Raw genomic sequence first — 20,648 nt, 5'->3', positions numbered from 1 at the left:
ACGTCGACTGTCAGATCCGTGCCGGTGATGTCTGACAGTCCCTGACGGAGACCGCCTTCAATAGCGTTCCGCCATCGTTCCGAAGGCACGGCACGCCCTGGGCCAGCGGCAGACGCCCACTGCGATTCGCTGCCGCTCGCCCGGACCGGGCTGTCCGATCCCGCATCTGGTAACAGTTGGACGAACCTTCTTGAATCGCCGGACAACTAAGGCTGGGGATGAGAGGGTCGCGTCCTCTTTACTGTCCCGGGTGACCCATGTGGCTTGCTCGGGTGTGGACCTGGGAGGGACGGGCAAGTGAAGGTTCGGCGGCAGGTAGTTGGTGCGGCGGCGTTGGTGCTCGTTGCGACGGGCGGCGGTGTTGCGGCAACACCGTGGGCGGGGGCTGACGAGGGTGCGTCGCCGGTCGCGGACGGATCCTCTGATGATCCGATCGAGACCACAGCGGACAGCATCACGTATCAGAATCCCGACGGTAGCCTGACCACCGAGCTCGAGGCCGGGCCGGTCCGCTACCTCGACGATGGCACTTGGCGAGACATCGATACGACGCTCGTTCATCGCGATGGCGCCTGGGTGCCGAAGGCGTCGCCGCTTGATCTACAGTTCTCCGACGGTGGCAGCGAACCCTTCGCCTCTCTCGAGCGTGATGGCGGCGATTCCGTAGCGCTGGGCTGGCCGCGTGACCTGCCTGAGCCGATAGTGGACGGCGCGACCCTTACCTACAAGGACGCCCTTCCGGCTGGCGATCTGGTGGTCACCGCATTGGCGACGGGGTTCAGCCACTCGGTCGTTCTTAACGAGGCGCCGGCACCGGGGCAGACATTCGAGGTGCCGATTCCTTTGGATCTCGACGGCACCAAGGTCCAGGAAACCGCGTCGGGTGGGCTCCGTGTTAGCAATCCCGACGACAAGGCGCTGACGGCGCCCCGACCGGTGATGTGGGATGCAGAGCAAGATGCTGCTGGCATGCCTGCTGAGGTCCGTCCGATCGACGTCGCGATCGAGGACGGGGTCGCACAGCGCGGCTCGGATGCTGTTTTGGTCTTGCGGCCCGATGCGGCGATCCTGAGCGATCCGTCGACGACGTATCCGGTCACCATCGATCCGACTTTCACGATCCCGTCTCCGGCGGCCGACACCTTTGTGCAGAACGCCGGGAGTTACACGAGCGGTGGAACCGTCGACGGTTGGTCCACATTGCGTGTTGGAACCCAGGACTCCGGCGACCATGTTGCTCGGACTTTCGTGCGGTTCAACGCAATCTCACAGTCTGCTCTGTCGGCGTGGGTTATCGACGACGCGGATCTGCAACTACGAGCAGTGCGGTCACTCTCATGCACCAACGGCTCCACAATCGTCCACCGAGTGACGGAATCATGGTCACCCTCGACGATCGCGTGGTCTGATCTCCCCACGGTCGCCTCGAGTTCTGCCCCACCTCAGTACTACCTACCGCATGGCGGTCCAGCGGGATCGAGTTGCGCGGCCCATGGCTGGGCGACTTGGGACGTGAAGTCGATGGTTCAGGCGTGGCAGGCCGGCGCAGGCCAATACGGGTTCCAGCTCTCGGCCGCCACGCCGAGCGCGAACGGAAGCTACCGCGAGTTCCGTTCGTCGGAACTTAGCCCCACGGACACGACCTACCACCCCAAACTGGTCATCACCTATCGGCTGCGTCCGGGCACCCCTTCGGGTTTGAGCATCTCGCCCTCACGGGGCAGTGTGACGGCAACTGGTATGCCGACGTTGCGCGCGACTCTTACTGACGGCGACTCCAGTCAGATCACTGGCGCGTTCCGCATCTTCGACGACGATGGCCAACCCCTAGGCACCCTCACATCAGCGCCTGTTGCGAGCGGCGGGTCAGCCACTGTTGAGGTGCCGGAGGACCTGCTGACGGCGAACCAAGCGTACTCTTTCGACGTTCAAGCAAGCGACGGGTCGCTGACGTCGTCAATCTCGTCCCCGACGAACTTTATGGTCAAACCGGCTCTCACTGCCATCCCTGCGCCCGCGTGCAACCTTCCGTGCATCCCGGTCTCTGATCAGGTGCTGCTCGACGAATTGCTCCCCGGCGGGTCGTCACGCAGCGTCGCGGTGCGGATTCCGGACGTGCGCCAGGGCAGCGTCGACCGCATCCAGACGACCGCTTCGTTCACTGAAGCGATCGCGACCGGCTCGGTCAGTATCGCAGACGCTGACTTCGCTGCCACCGAACCGGCGTCCTTTCAGTATGGCGAAGAATCAGTCACGGGCACAGCCGAGATCTATCCCTCGTACGACAACGACGCCATCACCGTCACCAACAAGGGCGCATCCCCGGTGCGCGTCAGGTTAGTCCTCAACGCTTGGATCCCAGTCGACACATCTAACGACGCTGCTCTTGACGAGGCGGAGGCGTTCGTTGACGATGACGCCGCGAACGCAGCGATCGAAGAGGATCCGTCCACGTACGAGGATGTGCAATCGACCACCAAGATGGTCACTACTCCATCACGTGAGTCCTTCGTTCAGGTCGACGACTCCGCCGAAGCAAGTCAAGCGCCTGCGCCCGTCCAGTCAACCTATCCTTGCCCCCAAGATGACGACCCGGATGCCCTGTGTCGCGTGGAGACGTCGAGAGTGCCGATGAATACAGACGACGTCAGCGACGCGAAGGCCAACCTGTCCGATCCGCCAACCTCCCCTGTCACCGGCCGCGTCGATCTGACAGCCGCCCGAGCGATCGGGCCGTCGTGCTTCGAGAAGAGTGCAGCCACCCTTAGATGGGCCTCGCGGTCTCGGCGGACGCTGTGCTCGTCACAGAAGGGCGTCTTGACGTTCACGAGAAGGATAAAAGGCGTCTGGGTTGTCACGGGCATGGGCTACTACGTAGAGCAGCGCCTCGTTATTACAAACTGGGAGAATCCCAAGATTACCATGTATACCCGATGGCTCCGATTGAAGCAGTCATGGGGTGAAGCGGAAAAATTCCTTTTCACCCATTCTGAGTCGTGTATTTCAGGGTGTACTAGTGAGAGCTATTCGGAAACTTGGGACGAACCGACGAACTTGCTTACTGCTGCGTCGCCGAAGACGCGGTGGTACTCGCGGCAGGTCACCGCATGGGTCACGGCTGACCGAGTCGTCCGTCCGACGTTTGTCTGGAAGGACATCGGCTGCTCACTAGAGCTGTGCCAGAAAGCGCCTATCGGCGAATACAAAATCAGCGGTCTCGTCCGGTGCGACAAGATGTGGTATCTGCGAATCGCCAACCCCGGATGCGTGAATCCATACTACATCCCCACCTTCTACATGAAACTCAGCAGCAATGCCCCCGAGACGGCGCGTCATATCGCAAAGGCGCAGGCAAAGTTGGCCACTCACCCCGGAAGGCGCAATGCCGACGGGACGGGAAATGTGCTCGTCCGCAAGGTCTGGGACACCCGGATTAAGGAAGAAAATCTCAATCGACGTGAAGCGAGACGTCAATGCGCCGCGATGCAGAAATCCGGATCTTGCGACGAATACGCGTTCGCCTCAACCTACCAGGGTTGCCATTGGATGAGATGCGATGTCGACCGCATCGATCTCGACGACAATGTCGCCGGCGGGCGCCAACTGAATAGCCTGCTTTACCGTCCGTCCCGCGTGCTCGACGGCGACGCCTATTGGGTGAAGATCGTGCCGTGATGCCAGCACTTCGTGCCAGGGAGGTGCAGCAGATGAGGCCAAAGGGCTCTGCGCGGCAATCGTTCGAAGCCGCCGCCGTCCGAATCGCCCACCAGCGACAACGTCCACCTGGCGTGACGGCTAATGCTTACCCAGATGCACGATCGCGGGTCACGTGAGCGGCGACATTAACGGTGCGGCCAGTCCGGCACATTGGCTGAGCTCACTACCCGCGCTGGTCGGTGGCGGTAGCGTTTCCTTTGTTCGGTCCAGCGCCAACGAAAGTGTGTATCGCGCCTTTGGCGCCGGCACGTGGGAAAGCGACACGGCGCGGGACGGTCAGGACGAGGATCGCGTCGCAGTTCTCCGCACGCACGGCGACGGTGCGATTGCGGTCGAGCCCGAAGGCGGATACCAGGGGATCCGGCCGGAGGTCCTGTTCGACCTCGCCCGGCTGTCCGCGAACGGACGAAGTGCCAGCGTTCATTGGAACGTCAACGGTGCAGTCTTGCTTGCCTGGGCCGAGCGACGTACGCACTCCATGGTCGACCTGAGCGGATGGGACAGCGGCGACGTCTCGCTGCTGCCGGGACCGCTGCGACGATGGGCCCGCGGTCACAACGCTGCACTCATCAACGATCCCGTCGGCTCCGCGCTCGAAATGGCCTCGAGGTTCACTGAAGTGACCCTCTCGCGCGTCGACGAGCAGCACGCTGCGGCCGATCAGGCGTACCGACCGTTAGAACCTCGACCCCCAACCGCTGGCATTGACACGCTTGACTCCACTCCACTTCGTTCACGCGACGAAGAGTTAGCGGAGGCAATCGGTCACCTCCCTACGCCCGATCAGAGGGGGTTAGCAGAATGGGTGACTACGCAGCTACTTGCCTTAGCCCGGCTGGACAACGACGACGCCTTTCGTGGTGTCTCGACCCAGTTCGGTAAGTCGCGCCATCCTGCCCTAACGCCCACAGCTCGGCAGCGAATAGGAAGGATGAAGGCCGAGCTCGACGCGGAGACCCGACGGCGCAACCGCTCAGGCCGAGGCTCATCCTCACTGCTAGACCGCCTCAGCCAGGAGCACTGGACCGGCTACGCCGTCCAATACGCCTGCCATCCGGACGCGGCGACTGCCGCGTGGCGAGTGGTCTACGCGTCCATCTTCGCGATCGCCAACGCACAGTTGCTCGACAACCATAGTGCTGAGCCCAGCCGCCTAGCGGCCGCGATTAGGGATCGAGTCGGCAACGTCGCGTAGCAAGCCAAACAGGCCTCGAAATGAGCCGGTCGCACCGGCTCAGACCTCGCGAACTATGCATGTCCAAACTCTACGCTGACCTGAGCGCCGCACTCAGTTCTCGGACGGCTCGCGAGTGGGCGGGTTCGACCGGACGCGAAATCAGCTCGGACGGAGTCGGGGAGAGAAGCGCGACGCCCCGCTGGCCCCGCCCGTCAATCCATCGTCGTATGAAGAGGTCGATTGGGACTGCACGTCATCGAACGAGGTAACGCCTGCTCGCACTCGAATCCATCGAGGATTACCAATGCATCGGCGCGCTGCCGTGACCACCAATGCAGTGCCATCGATCCGAAAGGACTTGCGAGCGCAATGGATCCGCTCACCCGTTTCGATCCTGTCAATGGATAGTGATTTGTCGCTGTTGAATGAGGTGTAGGTCAACAGGAAGGAAGCGCGAGGAGTCTTTACGGTTGCCATTGCGATCCACTTATCTGTTGGAATCGAATTCATCCGCAGGCGGATCACCACCTTGGTGCGCGTATGGCTGATAGACGCCCGAAGAACGTCCCCCTTGGTCCTGGTAGACCCGGTGGGGTTGCCCTGCCCGCTAAAGGTCACGACGTCACCTACGGCGTCGTTGTGGGACCAATTCTGGGCCGAGGATGACCCAGGCAAACTCAAAGCTAATGTGAAGGTCAGGGCTACGGCCGCCGTGCACCGAGTCAGGCTAGGCATGTAAGTGACCATACCCCCAGTGGTCCGGGGACGGGGCCTGATTGGATGACTTGCGCTCTCGGGTTCACCTGCGGTGCCGTCGTCCTCACGCAAGAGACGCGCGAACATCCGCTCTGGGCCGCGTCTGACGACTGAGCACATCCCAAGACGGCGGCTGGTCGACACTAGCTGGTGCGACGCACGAGGCAACACAGTTCAACGCCTTGATGTCACAGGCTGGCTCCGCGTCCAAGACGCGCCCGCAGCCGACAAGTTGCGCGTCGCCGCAGAGGCGTCGTCGTTCGTTGTTTACAACACCTGGGGTGGGGTGGACAAGGTCGGTACTCCGGTGGTTGACGAGTACGGCCCGGCGCGCACCGCGACCTTTGGGGGCCGGCACCCTTGGTTACTTCCGCCCTCACACGTCCTATACCTACTACGACGACCCCAGCGTCGATGCCGGGCTTGTCGCTGGCCGACCAGGGGAACGCCTACTGGCGTCGTGGTTCAGCAAATCCGCAGTGCAGCGACCGTCGACCGCGGCACCGACTTCGACGCCAGTATCACTCAATACGGCTATGGTCCCGTTGCGAGTGGTGACACCAGTGGCTGGGAGCAGAGCTCGCCCACGCGAACCTCTACTAAGGTCGTCGACGCCAGCACTTGGTCCACCGAAATCACTCGCTTCGACGCGGCCGGCGCCCTCAACGACCCGACTTGCTGATGGGGCGGCCGACAGCAGTGGTGCAGGATCTGACGCCAGATCGACCGTAACGACCTATTACACAGCGACTGGCGACGGTGACTGTGGCGGCAAACCTGCTTGGACAGGGCAGATCTGCAAGCAAGGACCCGCGGCCCAACCCGGGGGCGCCAGCGTGCCGAGTACTTACTACGCCAGCTACACCGACGAACACCAAGTAGATTCAATAGCGCAGCTCTCGGGCGGATCGGTCGTGCACTCAACCACCGCAACGTACGACCAAGTCAGCCGTGTCCAGGCGACAGTGGAAATCCCTTCGGGTCCAGGGGTGGACGGCGATACGGTCACCACAAACTACGAATACGACGCAATCACCGGCCTGCCGAGCGGCAGTGCAGTCAGGACCGAAACCATCGTCGCGAGCCACGGCGACCAGACCCAAGTGGAGAAGGTCAAGCGAATCACCGCTCGCAAAGCGACCGTCGATTTGGTAAGGGCCGGAGCCAAGGGCCAGTTCATGGTGGAGCCCACCAAGAACGGGTGGGTCGCCGTGGCAGGAACGGGGTGCGGAAAACCACGCCGCGGCGAGCGCCAGCACCACCATCGCGGTCGGCAAGGCCGCGACCACCCTGGACGTCGCCGTCAAGCCGCACGAGCTGACCGCGACGGTCGCAGTCACCGCGCCCGGTGCCGGTGACCCCGCCGGCGATGTCACCTTCTACGTCGACGGCGACCCGGTCGGCACCGCGCCGCTGACGGGCGGCACGGCGACGTTGAGCCACACCGTGCCCGGCGACGCCGACCACACCGTGTCCGCGGTCTACGGCGGCAACGGCGACCTCACCGGCTCCTCGGACTCCACCGCACGGCTCAACCCGACCATCAAGGCCACCGTGCGCAGCGCCTCGCCGCGCTCTGCCGCCGGTTGGTACCGCAGTCCGGTCACGGTGACCTTTACCTGCGCCCCTCACGGCGCGCCGCTGGCCGCCCCGTGCCCGGCGCCGGTCCGGATCGCCACCGACGGCGCAGGCCGGTCCGTGACCCGCACGATCATGGCGAGCGACGGCGGCATGGCCACCGTCGTGGTCTCCGGACTCAACCTGGACCAGCGCGCACCGTCGGTGCGGGTGACGGGTATCCGCAGCGGCGCGACGTACGCCGGCCGCGCGCCGGCCGCGCGCTGCGTCGCCTCGGACGGCCTGTCCGGCGTGGCGAGCTGCCGGATCACCCGGCGCACGGTCGGTGAGCGGGTCACCTACACCGCCACCGCGACCGACCGCGCCGGCAACCGGGCCAGCGTGCGGGGGACCTACCGGCTGCCGCGGATCTACCTCGTCGGCGCGCCGTTCCGCAACGGTGCGTGGCAGGTGCGTGCCGGCGAGGCCTACACGCTGGTCGTCAACGGAAGCCGCGTCCGTCCGTACTACGTCGACGCCGCACCGGTGCCGCGCAAGCCGCACGGTCGTGACCACGACCTGCGCCGCGTCGGCAAGCAGCGCTGGGCGATCACCGTCACCATGCAGCCGGGGATGGGTCACGACCGGCTGTGGAACCTCGGCGTGATGATCGGCAAGAAGCTGAAGGTGGTGCGGGTCCACACCCGCTGACCGGGTCGGCAGGAACGACCGCCCGTCACTGCGTGCAGTGGCGGGCGGTCGTGTGCTCCGCGGAGAGGACCGAGCCGCGTGTCGGAGTCGAACCGACGACATTCGCTTTACAAGAGCGACGCTCTGCCAGCTGAGCTAACGCGGCGCGCGCCCGTCACCGAGCGCGCGCCCATCGTAGTCAGCGCGCTCTCAGCGCAGGCGACGCACCTCGAACCGCTCGTCCGGTACGGCGATCGCCTCCTGTGCCGCGATGAGCCGCAGCTCGCGCTCGCCCGACTCCAGCGTGGCCTTCAGGACGTCGTAGACGGAGGCGACGGTGCGGCCCAGCGCGACGGCGGGAGAGCGGGTGTCGTGGAGGTGGGCGGTGAAGAGCGCTGCGGTGATGTCGCCGGAGCCGTTGGCCTTCATGGGCAGCCGGGGGGTCTGCACGATCCAGGCGCCGTCGGCGGTGACGGCGACCATCTCGATGACGTCAGCCGGGGCGTCGTCGCGCTCGACGGAGGTGACCAGGACGGTGGCGGGGCCCATCGCGCGCACCTCGTCGGCGGCGGCGAGCACGTCCGCGATCGGGGAGGGGCCGCCGAGGGCGTCGTGACCGGTGATGAAGCCGAGCTCGAACTGGTTGGGGGTGAGGATGTCGGCGACGGGGACGACCTCGCTGCGGATGATCGGCGGGATCTCCGGGTTGACGAAGCAGCCCGACTTGGCGTTGCCCATCACCGGGTCGCAGGTGTACGTCGCCGCGGGGTTCGCGGCCTTCACCTTGCGCACGGCCTCCACGATCACGGCGGCGACCGCGGGGGAGCCCTGGTAGCCCGAGAGCACCGCGTCGCAGGTCGGGAGCACGCCGCGCTCCTCGATCCCGGTGATCACCTCGGCGACGTCGGCGGGGTCGAGCAGGGGGCCGCGCCAGGCGCCGTAGCCGGTGTGGTTGGAGAAGTGCACCGTGAACACCGGCCACACCTCGTGACCGAGACGCTGGAGCGGGAAGACGGCGGCCGAGTTGCCGACGTGGCCGTAGGCGACCGAGGACTGGATGGACAGGATCCGCACGGAGCCATCCTCTCACCGACGAAACACGAAACCCTTTCGTGACGAAACTAGAACGCGTTACAGTAAGCCCGCCGGGCCGCCGTACGACCCCGGTCACTCGATCGAAGGATGGGAAGCGCGCATGGCGAAGCGTCCGGGCTACAGCAACGAAGCCGACTACGTGGTGGTGGGATCCGGCAGCTCGGGGGCGATCGTCGCCGGCCGGCTCGCCCAGTCCGGTGCGAGCGTGATCCTGCTCGAGGCGGGCAAGTCCGACGACAAGGGCATGCACCGCTACTTCACCAAGAAGCCCGGCATGATCGGCCCGATGCACTCCGAGCCCAAGCTCGAGCGGCTCTTCGACTGGGGCTACCGCTCGGTCCCGCAGCCGGGGCTCGACGGCCGGCGGATGCCGGCCCCGCGCGGCAAGGTGGGCGGCGGGTCCTCCTCGGTCAACGGCATGGTCTACGTGCGCGGCAACCGGACCAACTACGACTCCTGGGCGGCCGAGGGCAACACCGGCTGGAGCGCCGACGACGTCAACGCGGCGTTCAAGCGCTTCGAGGACTTCGAGGACGGCGAGAACGCCTACCGCGGCGCCGGCGGCCCGATCCGGATCTCCCGCAACGACAAGCCGCAGGAGGCCACCCTCCAGTTCATCCAGGCCACCGCCGACACCCTCGGCGTGAAGATCCTCGACGACTACAACGCCGCGGAGCAGGAGGGCATCGCGCGGATGCAGCAGAACGCCGCCGACGGCGTGCGCTACTCCTCCACCCGCGGCTACGTGCACAACCTGGCCCCGCGCACGCTGGAGTTCCAGACCGAGGTGCACGCCGCCAGGATCGTCATCGAGAACGGCCGCGCCACCGGCGTCGAGGTGATCGACCAGGGCAAGCGCGCCGGCGGCACCCGGCGGTTCATCAAGGCTGGCAAGGAGGTCATCGTCTCGGCCGGCTTCGCCAACAGCCCGCAGCTGCTCATGCTGTCCGGCATCGGCCATGCCGACCACCTGGCGTCGGTCGGCATCGACTGCGTCGCCGACCTCCCGGTGGGCGACAACCTGCACGACCACCTGTTCCACCCGATGTCCTTCCACGTCCCGAGCGTCACCTTCCGGGGCAACCCGTGGACCTTCTTCAAGGGCATGGCCCGCGACCTGACCTTCGGCGGCTCCTTCCTCGACCACTCGGTCTTCGAGTCCGTGGGCTTCGTCCGCACCTCGCGGGCGACCGACGCGCCCGACCTCCAGCTGCACGCCCTGCCGTGGACCTACCCCAGCCCCAACCAGGACGAGCCGATCCGGCACATGCCCGACCCGCGTCCGGGGCTGACGGTGTTCTCGACGCTGATCTACCCCAAGAGCCGCGGCACGCTGCGCCTGGCGTCGGCCGACCCGACCGCCGCGCCGCTCATCGACTACGGCTTCTTCACCGACCCGAACGACGTCGAGGTGCTCGCCGAGGGCACCGAGATGATCCGCGAGATCATGGGCTCGGCCGCGTTCGGCGGGGGCGTGAAGGCGGAGATCCACCCCGGCCCCGGCATCCCGAACGGTCCCGAGCTGCGCCACGCCCTGCGCGAGCGCTCGACCTCGGTCTACCACGGCGTCGGCACCTGCCGGATGGGCGTGGACGAGCGTGCCGTCGTCAGCCCGGACCTCAAGGTCCGCGGCATCGAGGGCCTGCGCGTCGCGGACGCCTCGATCATGCCGAGCATCACCGGCGGCAACACCAACGCACCGTGCTACATGATCGGCGAGAAGGCGGCGGAGATCATCCTGGGCGGCGTCCAGTGGTGACCACGCGGCCGGCCTCGGTCACCGACGAGCTGCTGGAGCGCCTGGTCGCCCGCGTGCCCGGGCGCACCGGCGCGACCTGGAAGCTGACCGAGGTCTACACCGGCGAGGTCCTCGTCGAGCTGCCGCAGTCGACCCCGCAGGACATCGAGCAGGCCTTCGCCGAGGCCCGTGCCGCCCAGGCGCTGTGGGCGCAGTGGCCGGTCGCCAAGCGGCTGGAGGTCTTCGAGCGCGCGCACACGCTGCTCATCGACAACGCCCACACCACCGCGGACCTGATCCAGGTCGAGAGCGGCAAGAACCGGCGGATGGCGATCGAGGAGACCTGCGACCCGCCGATGGTGATGTCGTACTACCTCAAGCGCGCCAAGAAGCTGCTCGCCCCCGCCAAGCACGGCGGCCCGATCCCGTTCCTGTCCAGCTCGACGGAGGTCCGGGTCCCCAAGGGCGTCGTCGGGATCATCGCGCCCTGGAACTTCCCCTTCGCGACCGGCCTCTCCGACGCGATCCCGGCGTTGATCGCCGGCAACGCGGTCGTGGTCAAGCCCGACAACAAGACCGCGCTGTCGCCCCTCTTCGGCATCTCGCTGCTGGAGGAGGCGGGCCTGCCCAAGGGCCTGTTCCAGGTCGTGTGCGGCGAGGGTCCGGACGTCGGGCCGACGCTGATCGACAACGCCGACTACGTCATGTTCACCGGCTCCACCGCCACCGGACGGGTGATCGGCGAGCGGGCCGGGCGCAACCTGATCGGCTGCTGCCTGGAGCTCGGCGGCAAGAACCCGATGATCGTCCTCGACGACGTGGACGCCGAGGAGTGGGTCGAGGGTGCGATGTTCGGCGTCTTCGGCAACACCGGCCAGATCTGCATGCACATCGAGCGGATCTACCTCCCCGAGAGCCGGTACGACGAGCTCAGGTCCGCCTTCGTGGAGCGCGCCGAGCGGCTGACCATCGGGGCGGCGTACGACTTCGGGCCGGAGCTGGGCTCGCTCGTCAGCGTCGAGCACCGCGACCGGGTGGCCTCCCACGTGGAGGACGCCGTCGCGAAGGGCGCGACGGTGCTCACCGGCGGCCGGGCGCGGCCCGACATCGGCCCGGCGTTCTTCGAGCCGACGGTGCTGGAGGGCGTCACCAAGGACATGCTCGCCGGAGCGACCGAGACCTTCGGGCCCGTGGTCGGGCTCTACCCGTACCGCACGGTCGACGAGGCGGTGGCGCTGGCCAACGACACCGACTACGGCCTCAACGCCTCGGTGTGGAGCGCCGACGTCGCGCGTGCCGAGGCGGTCGCGGAGCGGATCGAGTCGGGCAACGTGAACATCAACGACTCGCTCGCGACGGCGTACGCCTCGAAGGCCTCGCCCTCGGGCGGGGTCAAGCAGTCGGGCGTGGGTGCGCGGCACGGCGACCAGGGCCTGCTGAAGTACACCGACGCCAAGAACGTCGCGGTGCTGAAGAAGCAGGTGATGGGCGCGCGTCCGGGCCAGGACTACGACGCCTACGTCAAGCAGATGCTGTCGTCGCTGAAGCTGATGCGGAGGCTCCGCGTCCGCTGAGCGTGTCGGCGGACGCGGAGCCTGCCGGGCCGGCGGGCCTCAGGCCTCGATGGCCTCGGCCCGGTCGGCGCCGCCGACCTCGATCTTGCGCGGCTTGGCGCGCTCGGCGACCGGGATGACCAGCCGCAGCACGCCGTTGTCGTAGGCCGCGTCGATCCGCTCCAGGTCGAGGTTGTCGCCGAGGACCAGCTGGCGCGAGAACTGGCCGTGGGTGCGCTCGGAGGCGAGCCGCTGCCAGTCGCCGTTCTGCGGCAGGCGCTCGGCGCGGATCGTGAGCACGTTGCGCTCGACGTCGATGTCGATGCTCTCGCGGCTGACGCCGGGCAGGTCGAGCTCCAGCACGAACTCCTCGCCCTGGCGCCAGGCGTCCATGGGCATGGCGGCCGGACGGTTGGTCGTGCCCATGCCGGCCCCGAGGAGCTGGGCGGTCAGCCGGTCGAAGTCGCGGAACGGGTCGGTGGTGCGCAGCAACATGACGTGTCTCCCTTCGGATGCGCCGGCGGGGTGCCGGGCGGTTCAGTGGATCTGCAACACCTGTTATAGGTAATCTGATTCCGTGAATCAAGAGGAGCGGACCCGCGGCGTCTTCGCGATCTCGGTCGCGGCGGACCTGACGTCCCTCGCGATCCAGAACATCCGGGTCTACGAGCGGCGCGGACTGGTCGCGCCGGCGCGCAGCGAGGGCGGGACCCGGCTCTACAGCCGTGCCGACATCGAGGTCCTGCACCGCATCCGCGAGCTGCTCGCCGAGGGGCTCAACCTCGCCGGGATCGCCCGGGTGCTGGAGCTGGAGGCGGAGGTCGCGCGGCTCCGGCGCCGCCCTTAGCACATTCCTAGGCGTTATCAGGTGTGAACACAGAAAGACGGGGCATCGTCTACCTCAACCCCCAAGGGAGGAGGTCCCCATGATCCTCGACACCGTGCTCTTCGCACTGAGCGCCGTGGGTCTCCTGAGCGCGGCCCTGGCCGGCTGCTTCGTGGTGGCGGTGGCCCTGATGGGCCGGCACCACGTGGCCGACGTGTGGGTCGCCCCGCGGAGCGTCAGGCGACCTGCCATGACCGCTTCGACAGGCCCATCCAGAATCCCTCGATGACCTGCTGACCCGGCGTGCCCGGGTCGCTCGCCGCGCCGAGCGTGACGAACAACGGGCTGTAGTGCTCCACCGTCGGGTGGGCGAACGGCATCCCCGGTGCCTTGTCCCGGAACGACGCCAGCTCGTCGACGTCCCCGCGCGCCATCGCCTCGCCGGCCCAGGCGTCGAAGTCGGTGGACCAGCCCGGCGCCTCGGCGTCGATCTGCCACGAGGTGAGGAACGGCAGCCCGTGGGTGAGGAAGCCGGAGCCGACGACCAGCACGCCCTCGTCGCGCAGCGGCCGGAGCCGGCGGCCGAGCTCCATCAGCCGGCCCGGGTCGTGGGTCGGCAGGGACATCTGCAGGACCGGGACGTCCGCGTCCGGGTACATGATCTTCAACGGCACCCACGCGCCGTGGTCGAGGCCGCGCGAGACGTGCTGGTGGACCGGCTCGGTGCGCGGCATCATCGCCGCGACCCGGGCCGCGAGCGCGGTGGCGTCGGGCGTCGCGTAGGTCATCTCGTAGTACTTGGGGGCGAAGCCGCCGAAGTCGTAGACGAGGGGGGCGCCGCTCGCGGTGAGCGAGAGCGGGGCGGACTCCCAGTGCGCGCTGACGATGAGGATCGCCGTCGGCCGCGGCAGGTCGCGCGCCCAGCCGGCGAGCTGGCCGGACCAGACCGGGTCGTCGAGGAGCGGCGGGGCGCCGTGGCCGAGGTAGAGGGCCGGCATCCGTCCGGTGCTGCTGTCTGCGCTCATGTCCACCTCAACTAGTTGAGGTTTCAACTTTATTCCGGATCGGTCAGTCCGGCAAGGCCCAGTCGATCGGTGCCGCGCCGCGCTCGGCGAGCAGCTGGTTGACCCGGCTGAACGGGCGGGACCCGAAGAACCCACGCGAGGCCGACAACGGGGAGGGGTGCGGGGACTCGACCGCGGGGATCGGCCCGAGGTGCTTCTTCAGCGAGCGCGCGGCGTTGCCCCACAAGATCGCGACCACCGGCGCGCCCGCCTCCGCCCGTCGTACGACGGCCTGGATCGCGGCTGCCGTGACGTGCTCCCAGCCCTGGTTCTTGTGCGAGTCCGAGGCGCCCGGGCGCACGGTCAGCACCCGGTTGAGCAGCATCACGCCCTGGTCGGTCCAGGCGCCGAGGTCCCCGTGGGCGGGCGGCGCGACGCCGACGTCGTTCGCGAGCTCCTGGTAGATGTTGCGCAGGCTGGCCGGCAGCGGCCGCACGTCGCGCTCCACCGCGAAGCACAGGCCGATCGGGTGCCCGGGCGTGGGATAGGGGTCCTGCCCGACGATCAGCACCCGGACGTCGGCGAGCGGGCGCTGGAAGGCGCGGAAGACCTGCTCGCCGGCGGGCTGGTAGCCGCGGCCGGCGGCGACCTCCTCGCGCAGGAACCGGCCGAGCGCGGCGACCCGGTCCTCGACGGGAGCGAGGGCCTCGGCCCAGTCGGCGGCCATCAGGCCCTGGTCGACGAGACCGGCGAGAGCTCCCACGGCACGACCCTACGGCGCACCACGGCGCCTGGTCCCCCCAGACCCACCCTCCGCGGGTCGGCCGTGGTTGCTGCTCGTCCTGCCGGCGCCACCGTCCCGCGGCGCCCCTCTCCCTCCCAGGGGCGCCACGCGGTGGTGCTAGCTCCGACGCGGATCTCGAGCCTTCTGGTCCTCCAGGGGCACACCCACAAGGGGTGCCGCCCGGTGGGGCTCCCTCCAGCGGCCTCCGAGGTCCGCGTCGGTGATGGAGAATCTACGGCGGCGCGCGTCCTGGGGAATCGGGAACGCGGCCGAGGTCCGCTAGTCCTTTGGTACTAGAGGTTTCCGGCGATCGGCGCCGGAGCGGGTCGCGCCAGGCGGTCCAGGAAGGCGACGAGGACGGCCTCGCGCAGCCGCGGCGGGGCGACGTCGAGCAGGGCGTTCACCGGCGCCATCCGCTCGGGCAGGCCGAGCTCGCCGCCGTCACCGGCGAGGCCGCCAGCGGCCAGCAGCAGGTCGAACTCCGCGTCGCCCAACGTGGCCGGGTCGAGGGTCCGCAGCAGGTCGGCGACAGCGGGGTCCACCGGCACCGGGCCGGCCGCCCGGGCCGCGGCGACGGACTCCGCCAGCGCGGTGAGGAAGGCCGTCGGGTCGGTGGTGGCGCTGACCGCCAGGTGCAGCGACGGCGGCTGGCCGTCGTAGGACAGCTGGGGCTGGACGAGCCAGTCCCGCACCGCCATCTCGTCGCAGACCGTGAACACGTCGAGGCCCTCCTCCGCGGTGGCCGCGACCAGCGTCGAGTCGGGGGAGGCGACCAGGGTGAGCCCGTCGAGGGCGTCGATGCCGGATGCGATCGCGTCGGTGGCGGCGAGCGCCTTGCGGGTGAGGTCGAGGTAGCCGTCGTGCCCGATCGCCTGGACCGTCGCCCAGGCGCCGGCGACCGGGCCGCCGGAGCGGGTGGACTGGAGCGTGGCGTTGAGCATCGTGTAGCCGGGCCAGCCGGCGTGCGCGAAGTACTGCGGACGGCGCAGCTCCGGCGTGCGGTGCAGCAGCAGCGAGGCGCCCTTGGGGGCGTAGGCGTACTTGTGCAGGTCGGTGGAGATCGAGGTGACGCCCTCCACCGCGAAGGTCCACGGCGCGACGCCGCGACCCAGGCGGGCGGCGTACGGCAGCACCCAGCCACCGATGCAGGCGTCCACGTGGCAGCGCACCCCGCGTGCCGCGGCCGCCGCCGCGATCGCCGGGACCGGGTCCACCACCCCGTGCGCGTACGACGGCGCGCTGGCCACCACCAGCACGGTGGTCTCGTCGATCGCCGCCGCCATCGCCGCGGCGTCCGCGCGGTGGTCGGGACCGGCGGGGACCACGACGACGCGGACCCCGAAGTAGTGGCCGGCCTTGGGGAAGGCCGCGTGCACGGTGTCGGCCACCACGATGCTCGGGTCCGTGACGTCGGGCCGGGCATCGCGCGCGCCCTGCACGGCGAGCAGGCAGGACTCCGTGCCGCCGGAGGTGAGCGTGCCGACCATCGTGTCCGGGCCGTCGACGAGGCCGCGGGCGAAGCCGACGAGGTCGTTCTCCATCGCCAGCAGGCTCGGGAAGGCCGTCGGGTCGAGGCCGTTGCTGCCGGCGAAGGCGGCGACCGCCTCGCGGGCGAGCGCGTCGACCTCGGCCAGGCCGCCGTCGTAGACGTAGGCGAGGGTCCGGCCGCCGTGCACCGGCAGGTCGTCGGCCTGCAGCGCGCTCAACCGGGCGCGGATCTCATCGGGCGTCACGATCGACCTCCGTCTCGTCCAGGGTGTAGCCGCGCAGCCACCACAGGCTGAGCAGCACCAGCACGGCGGGCAGCAGCGAGAAGCCGAGCGTGATCGCGGTGACCGCCGAGTCCGGCTGGAGCACGTCACCGGAGTCGCTCGAACGGTAGCCGCCGAGGGCCAGCACCACCGCGAACAGGCCCGGCCCGAGCGCGAGGCCGAGCGTCTCGCCCGCCGTCCAGACGCCGGTGTAGACGCCCACCCGGGACGAGCCGGTACGACGCGCGTCCACCGCCGCCGCGTCCGGCAGCATCGCGAGCGGGAACACCTGGACGCCGGCGTACCCGACGCCGACGAGCGCGACCGCGGCGAACACCACGGCGCCGGGCGCGTGCCCGGCGAGCACCGCCAGTGCGGCGCCGAGGGCGAGCACGAGCGAGGCGGCGACGTAGCCCCGCTTCTTGCCGATCCGCCGTCCCGCCGCCGCCCACGCGGGCGTCAGCAGCAGGGCTGGGCCGACGAAGCAGACGAAGAGGATCGTGGCCGCGCCGTCGCGCTCGAGGACGTCGCCGGCGAGGTAGTCGACGCCCGCGAGCATGCAGCCGGTGGCCAGGGCCTGCACCACGAAGGTCACCAGCAGCAGGCGGAAGTCGCGGGCGCCGGCGACCAGCCGGAGCTGGTCGCGCAGGGACCCGGCGCCCGGCGCGACGTCGCCGACCGGGGCGCCGCGGGTGCCGCGGTAGGCGAGCAGCGCGCCGGCCAGGATGAGGACGGCCATCGCCAGCCCCATCACCCGGTAGCCGTCGCGCCCGCCGATCGCGTCGCGGATCGCGGGCGCGCTGGCACCGGCCAGCAGGATCGTGAACGCCAGGATCGCCACCCGCCAGGTCATCAGCCGGGTGCGCTCGGCGTAGGCGTCGGTGATCTCGGCCGGCATCGCCACGTAGGGCACCTGGAAGAAGGCGTACGCCGTCGCGCAGGCCAGGAAGGCCACCAGCACCCACGCCGCGTTCGCCGCCTGCGAGCCCAGGTCCGGCGCCGCGAAGAGCAGCGCGAAGCAGGCAGCGAGCGCGACGCCGGCGCGCAGCAGCCACGGCCGGCGCGGTCCGCGCGGGTCCACCGAGCGGTCGCTGATCCGGCCCGCGACCGGGTTGAGCACCACGTCCCACGCCTTCGGGAGGAAGACGATCGCGCCGGCCGCCAGGGCGGGGACCGCGAGGGTGTCGGTGAGGTAGGGCAGCAGCATCAGCCCCGGCACGGTGCCGAACGCGCCGGTGGCGACCGACCCGGCGCCGTACCCGGCCCGGGTGGCGGGGCTCAGGCTCACTTCGCCAGGGAGCGTGAGGCGGCCGACGACGTACGCCGCTTGCGGTTGGTGCCGATCGGCACGGCCGGCTTGTTGTCGGTGGACCACTCGGTGATCCACTCGTCCATCGCGATCCAGGTGGTGGTCCGGGCAGCGCGGCCGGTGAGCATGCCGAGGTGGCCACCGGGCACGACCTCGAAGCGGACCTCCTCGGCCTTCTCCAGCAGGGGTACGACGGCCCGCACCGACGGCACGGGCGCGATCCCGTCGGTGGCGCCGCCGAAGACCAGCACCGGCACGGTGATGTCGGCCAGGTCGATGGTCCGGTCGTCGAGCTCGAAGGTGCCGGTGGCGAGCTGGTTGCCCTTGGCGAAGCGGTGGTAGAGCTGCCCGAAGGTGCGGCCGGGGTAGGCGATCATGTTGGCGGTGAAGTGGTCGACGGCCTCGATCTGGGCCAGGAACTCGCGGTCGTCGACATGGGTCGCGAGCGCGATCGGCTTGGTGACCAGCTTCTGGAAGGCGCTGAGCTGGAAGGCCCACTTCACCAGCGGCTTCGGCGCCCCGCCGAGCACCTGGTAGCCCTTGGTGATCGGGCCCTTGCCGTTGAACAGGTTGAGCAGCGGCCGGAAGGGCGCGAGCAGCGGCACCAGCGAGATGTCGATGGGGGAGCCGACGACGGTGAGCGAGGCGACGGGCAGGTCGCCCGAGCGCTTGTCGGCGAGCGAGAGCAGGGAGAAGATCCCGCCGAGGCTCCAGCCGATCACGTGCACCGGCCGGCCGCCGGCGTGCTCGGAGACCTCCCGGATCGCGGTCGGGACGACCTCGTCGATCCAGTGCTCCATGCCGAGGTTGCGGTCGCGGAAGGAGACCTCGCCGTACTCCACGAGGTAGGTCGGGCGCCCCTCGGTCACGAAGTGCTCCACCAGGGAGCAGCCGCGGCGCAGGTCGTAGCAGCTCGACGGCGCCGCGAGCGGGGTCACCAGCAGGACCGGGTCGCCCTTCTCCTGCACGTGACCGGAGGGCCGGTAGTGGTAGACCTCGCGCAGCACGCCGTCGTCGATGAGGGTGCGCGGCATCGGGCGCAGGTCGGCGATGCCGCCGTAGAGCAGCTTCTGCGCGACGTTGCTCGCCGCGGCGACGACCTGGTCGGGCCCCGGCAGCAGCCCCGCCCCAGGGATCGAGCGCACGGGCACCAGTTCCATGGCCGCACTCTACGGCGCGGCGGGTGTGCTCGTCGGCCTCGTCCGGAGGGGGAGCAGGTCAGGAACGCTCGGCCGGACGCAGCGACTTGCGGTGGCCCTGGGCGGAGTCGTCCTCCAGCTCGGTCATGAAGCTGTCGGCCCACGCCTTCACGTCGTGCTGGGCGATCTGCTTGCGCATCGCCTTCATCCGCCGCGTCAGCTCCTTCGGCTCGGCCTGGTAGGCCTCCAGGAGCGCGGCCTTCATCCCGTTCATGTCGTAGGGATTGACCAACCAGGCCTGGCGCAGCTCGTCGGCCGCCCCGGCGAACTCCGAGAGCACCAGGGCGCCGTCGTCCTCGGTGCGGCAGGCGACGTACTCCTTGGCGACGAGGTTCATCCCGTCCCGGTACGGCGTCACGACCATCACGTCGGCGGCGCGGTAGAGGGCGGCCATCTCCTCGCGGGGGTACGACGTGTGCAGGTAGCTGATCGCGGGACGGCCGATCCGGCCGAGGTCGCCGTTGAGCCGCCCGACGAGCCGCTCGATGTCGTCGCGCAGGTTGCGGTAGTGCTCGACCCGTTCCCGGGAGGGCACCGCGACCTGGACGAAGACGGCGTCGTCGACGGTCAGCCGGCCGTCGCTGATCAGCTCGCCGAAGGCGCGCAGCCGGGCATAGATGCCCTTGGTGTAGTCGAGCCGGTCGATGCCGAGGAAGATCTTCTTCGGGTTGCCCAGGGCCTCGCGGATCGCGGCGGCGCGCTCGGCGACGGCCTCGGAGCCGGCGAGCTCCTCGAAGCCGGCGGCGTCGATGGAGATCGGGAAGGCGGCGGCGCGCACGGTGCGCCCGTCGGGCAGGTAGACCAGGTCGCGGTGGGTCTTGTGGCCGACCCGCTGGCGGACCAGGCGGATGAAGTTCTGCGCGGCGCCGGGCAGCTGGAAGCCGACCAGGTCGGCACCGAGCAGGCCCTCGAGGATCTGGCGGCGCCACGGCAGCTGCTGGAAGAGCTCGGCCGGCGGGAACGGGATGTGCAGGTAGAACCCGATCCGCAGGTCCGGGCGCAGCTCGCGCAGCATCTGCGGGACCAGCTGCAGCTGGTAGTCGTGCACCCACACGGTCGCGCCCTTGGCGGCCAGGCCGGCGGCCTTCTCCGCGAAGCGGCGGTTGACCTTGACGTAGGTGTCCCACCACTCGCGGTGGAACTCCGGCTTCGCGACGACGTCGTGGTAGAGCGGCCACAGGGTGCCGTTGGAGAAGCCCTCGTAGTGCTCCTCGATCTCCTCCGCGCTCATCGACAGCGGCACCAGCGAGAGCCCGTCGTCCTTGAACGCCCGCAGCCGCTGCTCGGTGCCACCGGGCCAGCCGACCCACACCCCGTCGTGGGCGCGCATCACCGGCTCGATCGCGGAGACGAGGCCGCCGGGGGAGCGGCGCCAGGACGTCTTCCCGTCCGGCCCGGTCACGCGGTCGACGGGCAGGCGGTTGGCGACGATCACCAGGTCGTGGGCCACGTCGTCACCCTATCGGTGGGGGTGGTGGTCGGGCTGACCCGA

The 20,648-nt window shown here is 69.0% G+C and carries 14 protein-coding genes and 1 tRNA gene; 6 read left to right on the top strand and 9 right to left on the bottom strand.

Annotated elements, in window-relative coordinates; translation table 11 throughout:
* Window positions 1–297 precede the first annotated feature (297 nt).
* The 3 genes from MRBLML1_RS09940 (at window position 298) to MRBLML1_RS09930 (ending at window position 7,918) form a co-directional block, all read left to right on the top strand.
* Window positions 298–3,675 (top strand): DNRLRE domain-containing protein, encoded by a 3,378-nt coding sequence (locus MRBLML1_RS09940; RefSeq protein ID WP_364514994.1) that lies wholly within the window; start codon window positions 298–300, stop codon window positions 3,673–3,675.
* 154 nt (window positions 3,676–3,829) lie between these two features.
* Window positions 3,830–4,912 carry a hypothetical protein gene (locus MRBLML1_RS09935; RefSeq protein ID WP_364514991.1) on the top strand — a complete coding sequence of 361 codons (1,083 nt, stop codon included), beginning with the start codon at window positions 3,830–3,832 and terminating at the stop codon, window positions 4,910–4,912.
* Between the two features lie 2,001 nt (window positions 4,913–6,913).
* Complete coding sequence (locus MRBLML1_RS09930; RefSeq protein WP_364515631.1) at window positions 6,914–7,918, top strand: Ig-like domain-containing protein; 1,005 nt, start codon at window positions 6,914–6,916, stop codon at window positions 7,916–7,918.
* Between the two features lie 72 nt (window positions 7,919–7,990).
* Here the strand turns inward: MRBLML1_RS09930 and MRBLML1_RS09925 are convergent.
* Window positions 7,991–8,063 (bottom strand) — tRNA-Thr (locus tag MRBLML1_RS09925).
* A 44-nt stretch (window positions 8,064–8,107) separates the two neighbouring features.
* Window positions 8,108–8,971 carry a pyridoxal kinase PdxY gene (gene pdxY / locus MRBLML1_RS09920; RefSeq protein WP_364514988.1) on the bottom strand — a complete coding sequence of 288 codons (864 nt, stop codon included), beginning with the start codon at window positions 8,969–8,971 and terminating at the stop codon, window positions 8,108–8,110.
* 121 nt (window positions 8,972–9,092) lie between these two features.
* Here pdxY and MRBLML1_RS09915 point away from each other — a divergent pair, with 121 nt between their 5' ends.
* Together MRBLML1_RS09915 and MRBLML1_RS09910 are read left to right on the top strand one after the other, a co-directional pair.
* Entirely contained in the window at window positions 9,093–10,751 is a 1,659-nt protein-coding gene (locus tag MRBLML1_RS09915; RefSeq protein WP_364514986.1) for a GMC family oxidoreductase, read from the top strand.
* Entirely contained in the window at window positions 10,745–12,304 is a 1,560-nt protein-coding gene (locus MRBLML1_RS09910; protein WP_364514984.1) for a succinic semialdehyde dehydrogenase, read from the top strand. The genes MRBLML1_RS09915 and MRBLML1_RS09910 overlap by 7 nt, the downstream gene beginning before the upstream one ends.
* Window positions 12,305–12,343: 39 nt before the next feature.
* On the opposite strand, the gene MRBLML1_RS09905 is transcribed toward MRBLML1_RS09910, so the two are convergent.
* The gene (locus tag MRBLML1_RS09905) at window positions 12,344–12,778 is read right to left on the bottom strand and encodes an Hsp20/alpha crystallin family protein (RefSeq protein WP_364514982.1); all 435 of its coding nucleotides are present in this window, start codon (window positions 12,776–12,778) and stop codon (window positions 12,344–12,346) included.
* 82 nt (window positions 12,779–12,860) lie between these two features.
* On the opposite strand from MRBLML1_RS09905, the gene MRBLML1_RS09900 reads away from it, so the two are divergent.
* The gene (locus MRBLML1_RS09900) at window positions 12,861–13,130 is read left to right on the top strand and encodes a MerR family transcriptional regulator (RefSeq protein WP_364514979.1); all 270 of its coding nucleotides are present in this window, start codon (window positions 12,861–12,863) and stop codon (window positions 13,128–13,130) included.
* A gap of 215 nt (window positions 13,131–13,345) precedes the next feature.
* Here MRBLML1_RS09900 and MRBLML1_RS09895 read toward each other — a convergent pair whose 3' ends face one another.
* The 6 genes from MRBLML1_RS09895 to MRBLML1_RS09870 all read right to left on the bottom strand — a co-directional run bounded on the left by MRBLML1_RS09895 (window position 13,346) and on the right by MRBLML1_RS09870 (window position 20,606).
* Window positions 13,346–14,134 (bottom strand): dioxygenase, encoded by a 789-nt coding sequence (locus MRBLML1_RS09895; protein WP_364514976.1) that lies wholly within the window; start codon window positions 14,132–14,134, stop codon window positions 13,346–13,348.
* Between the two features lie 43 nt (window positions 14,135–14,177).
* Window positions 14,178–14,876 carry a uracil-DNA glycosylase gene (locus tag MRBLML1_RS09890; RefSeq protein WP_364514973.1) on the bottom strand — a complete coding sequence of 233 codons (699 nt, stop codon included), beginning with the start codon at window positions 14,874–14,876 and terminating at the stop codon, window positions 14,178–14,180.
* 314 nt (window positions 14,877–15,190) lie between these two features.
* The gene (locus MRBLML1_RS09885; protein ID WP_364514970.1) at window positions 15,191–16,630 is read right to left on the bottom strand and encodes a pyridoxal phosphate-dependent decarboxylase family protein; all 1,440 of its coding nucleotides are present in this window, start codon (window positions 16,628–16,630) and stop codon (window positions 15,191–15,193) included.
* Window positions 16,617–17,936, bottom strand: coding sequence for an MFS transporter (locus MRBLML1_RS09880; protein WP_364514968.1), 1,320 nt, complete (start codon window positions 17,934–17,936; stop codon window positions 16,617–16,619). Before MRBLML1_RS09880 ends, MRBLML1_RS09885 begins: the two co-directional genes overlap by 14 nt.
* Window positions 17,933–19,117, bottom strand: coding sequence for an alpha/beta fold hydrolase (locus MRBLML1_RS09875; protein ID WP_364514965.1), 1,185 nt, complete (start codon window positions 19,115–19,117; stop codon window positions 17,933–17,935). Before MRBLML1_RS09875 ends, MRBLML1_RS09880 begins: the two co-directional genes overlap by 4 nt.
* Window positions 19,118–19,175: 58 nt before the next feature.
* Window positions 19,176–20,606: an alpha,alpha-trehalose-phosphate synthase (UDP-forming) gene (locus tag MRBLML1_RS09870; protein ID WP_364514962.1), complete on the bottom strand. Its 1,431-nt coding sequence runs from the start codon at window positions 20,604–20,606 to the stop codon at window positions 19,176–19,178.
* Between the last annotated feature and the right edge of the window lie 42 nt (window positions 20,607–20,648).

The organism is Nocardioides sp. LML1-1-1.1 (genome assembly GCF_040676175.1).
Classification (GTDB): domain Bacteria; phylum Actinomycetota; class Actinomycetes; order Propionibacteriales; family Nocardioidaceae; genus Nocardioides.
This window is presented reverse-complemented; position numbering and strand designations above follow the sequence as displayed.

Bases quoted from the DNA above. Each gene is read 5' to 3' on its own strand.
- MRBLML1_RS09915 (WP_364514986.1), top strand. From the start codon at position 9,093: ATGGCGAAGCGTCCGGGCTACAGCAACGAAGCCGACTACGTGGTGGTG.
- MRBLML1_RS09895 (WP_364514976.1), bottom strand. From the start codon at position 14,134: ATGAGCGCAGACAGCAGCACCGGACGGATGCCGGCCCTCTACCTCGGC.
- MRBLML1_RS09875 (WP_364514965.1), bottom strand. From the start codon at position 19,117: ATGGAACTGGTGCCCGTGCGCTCGATCCCTGGGGCGGGGCTGCTGCCG.
- MRBLML1_RS09905 (WP_364514982.1), bottom strand. From the start codon at position 12,778: ATGTTGCTGCGCACCACCGACCCGTTCCGCGACTTCGACCGGCTGACC.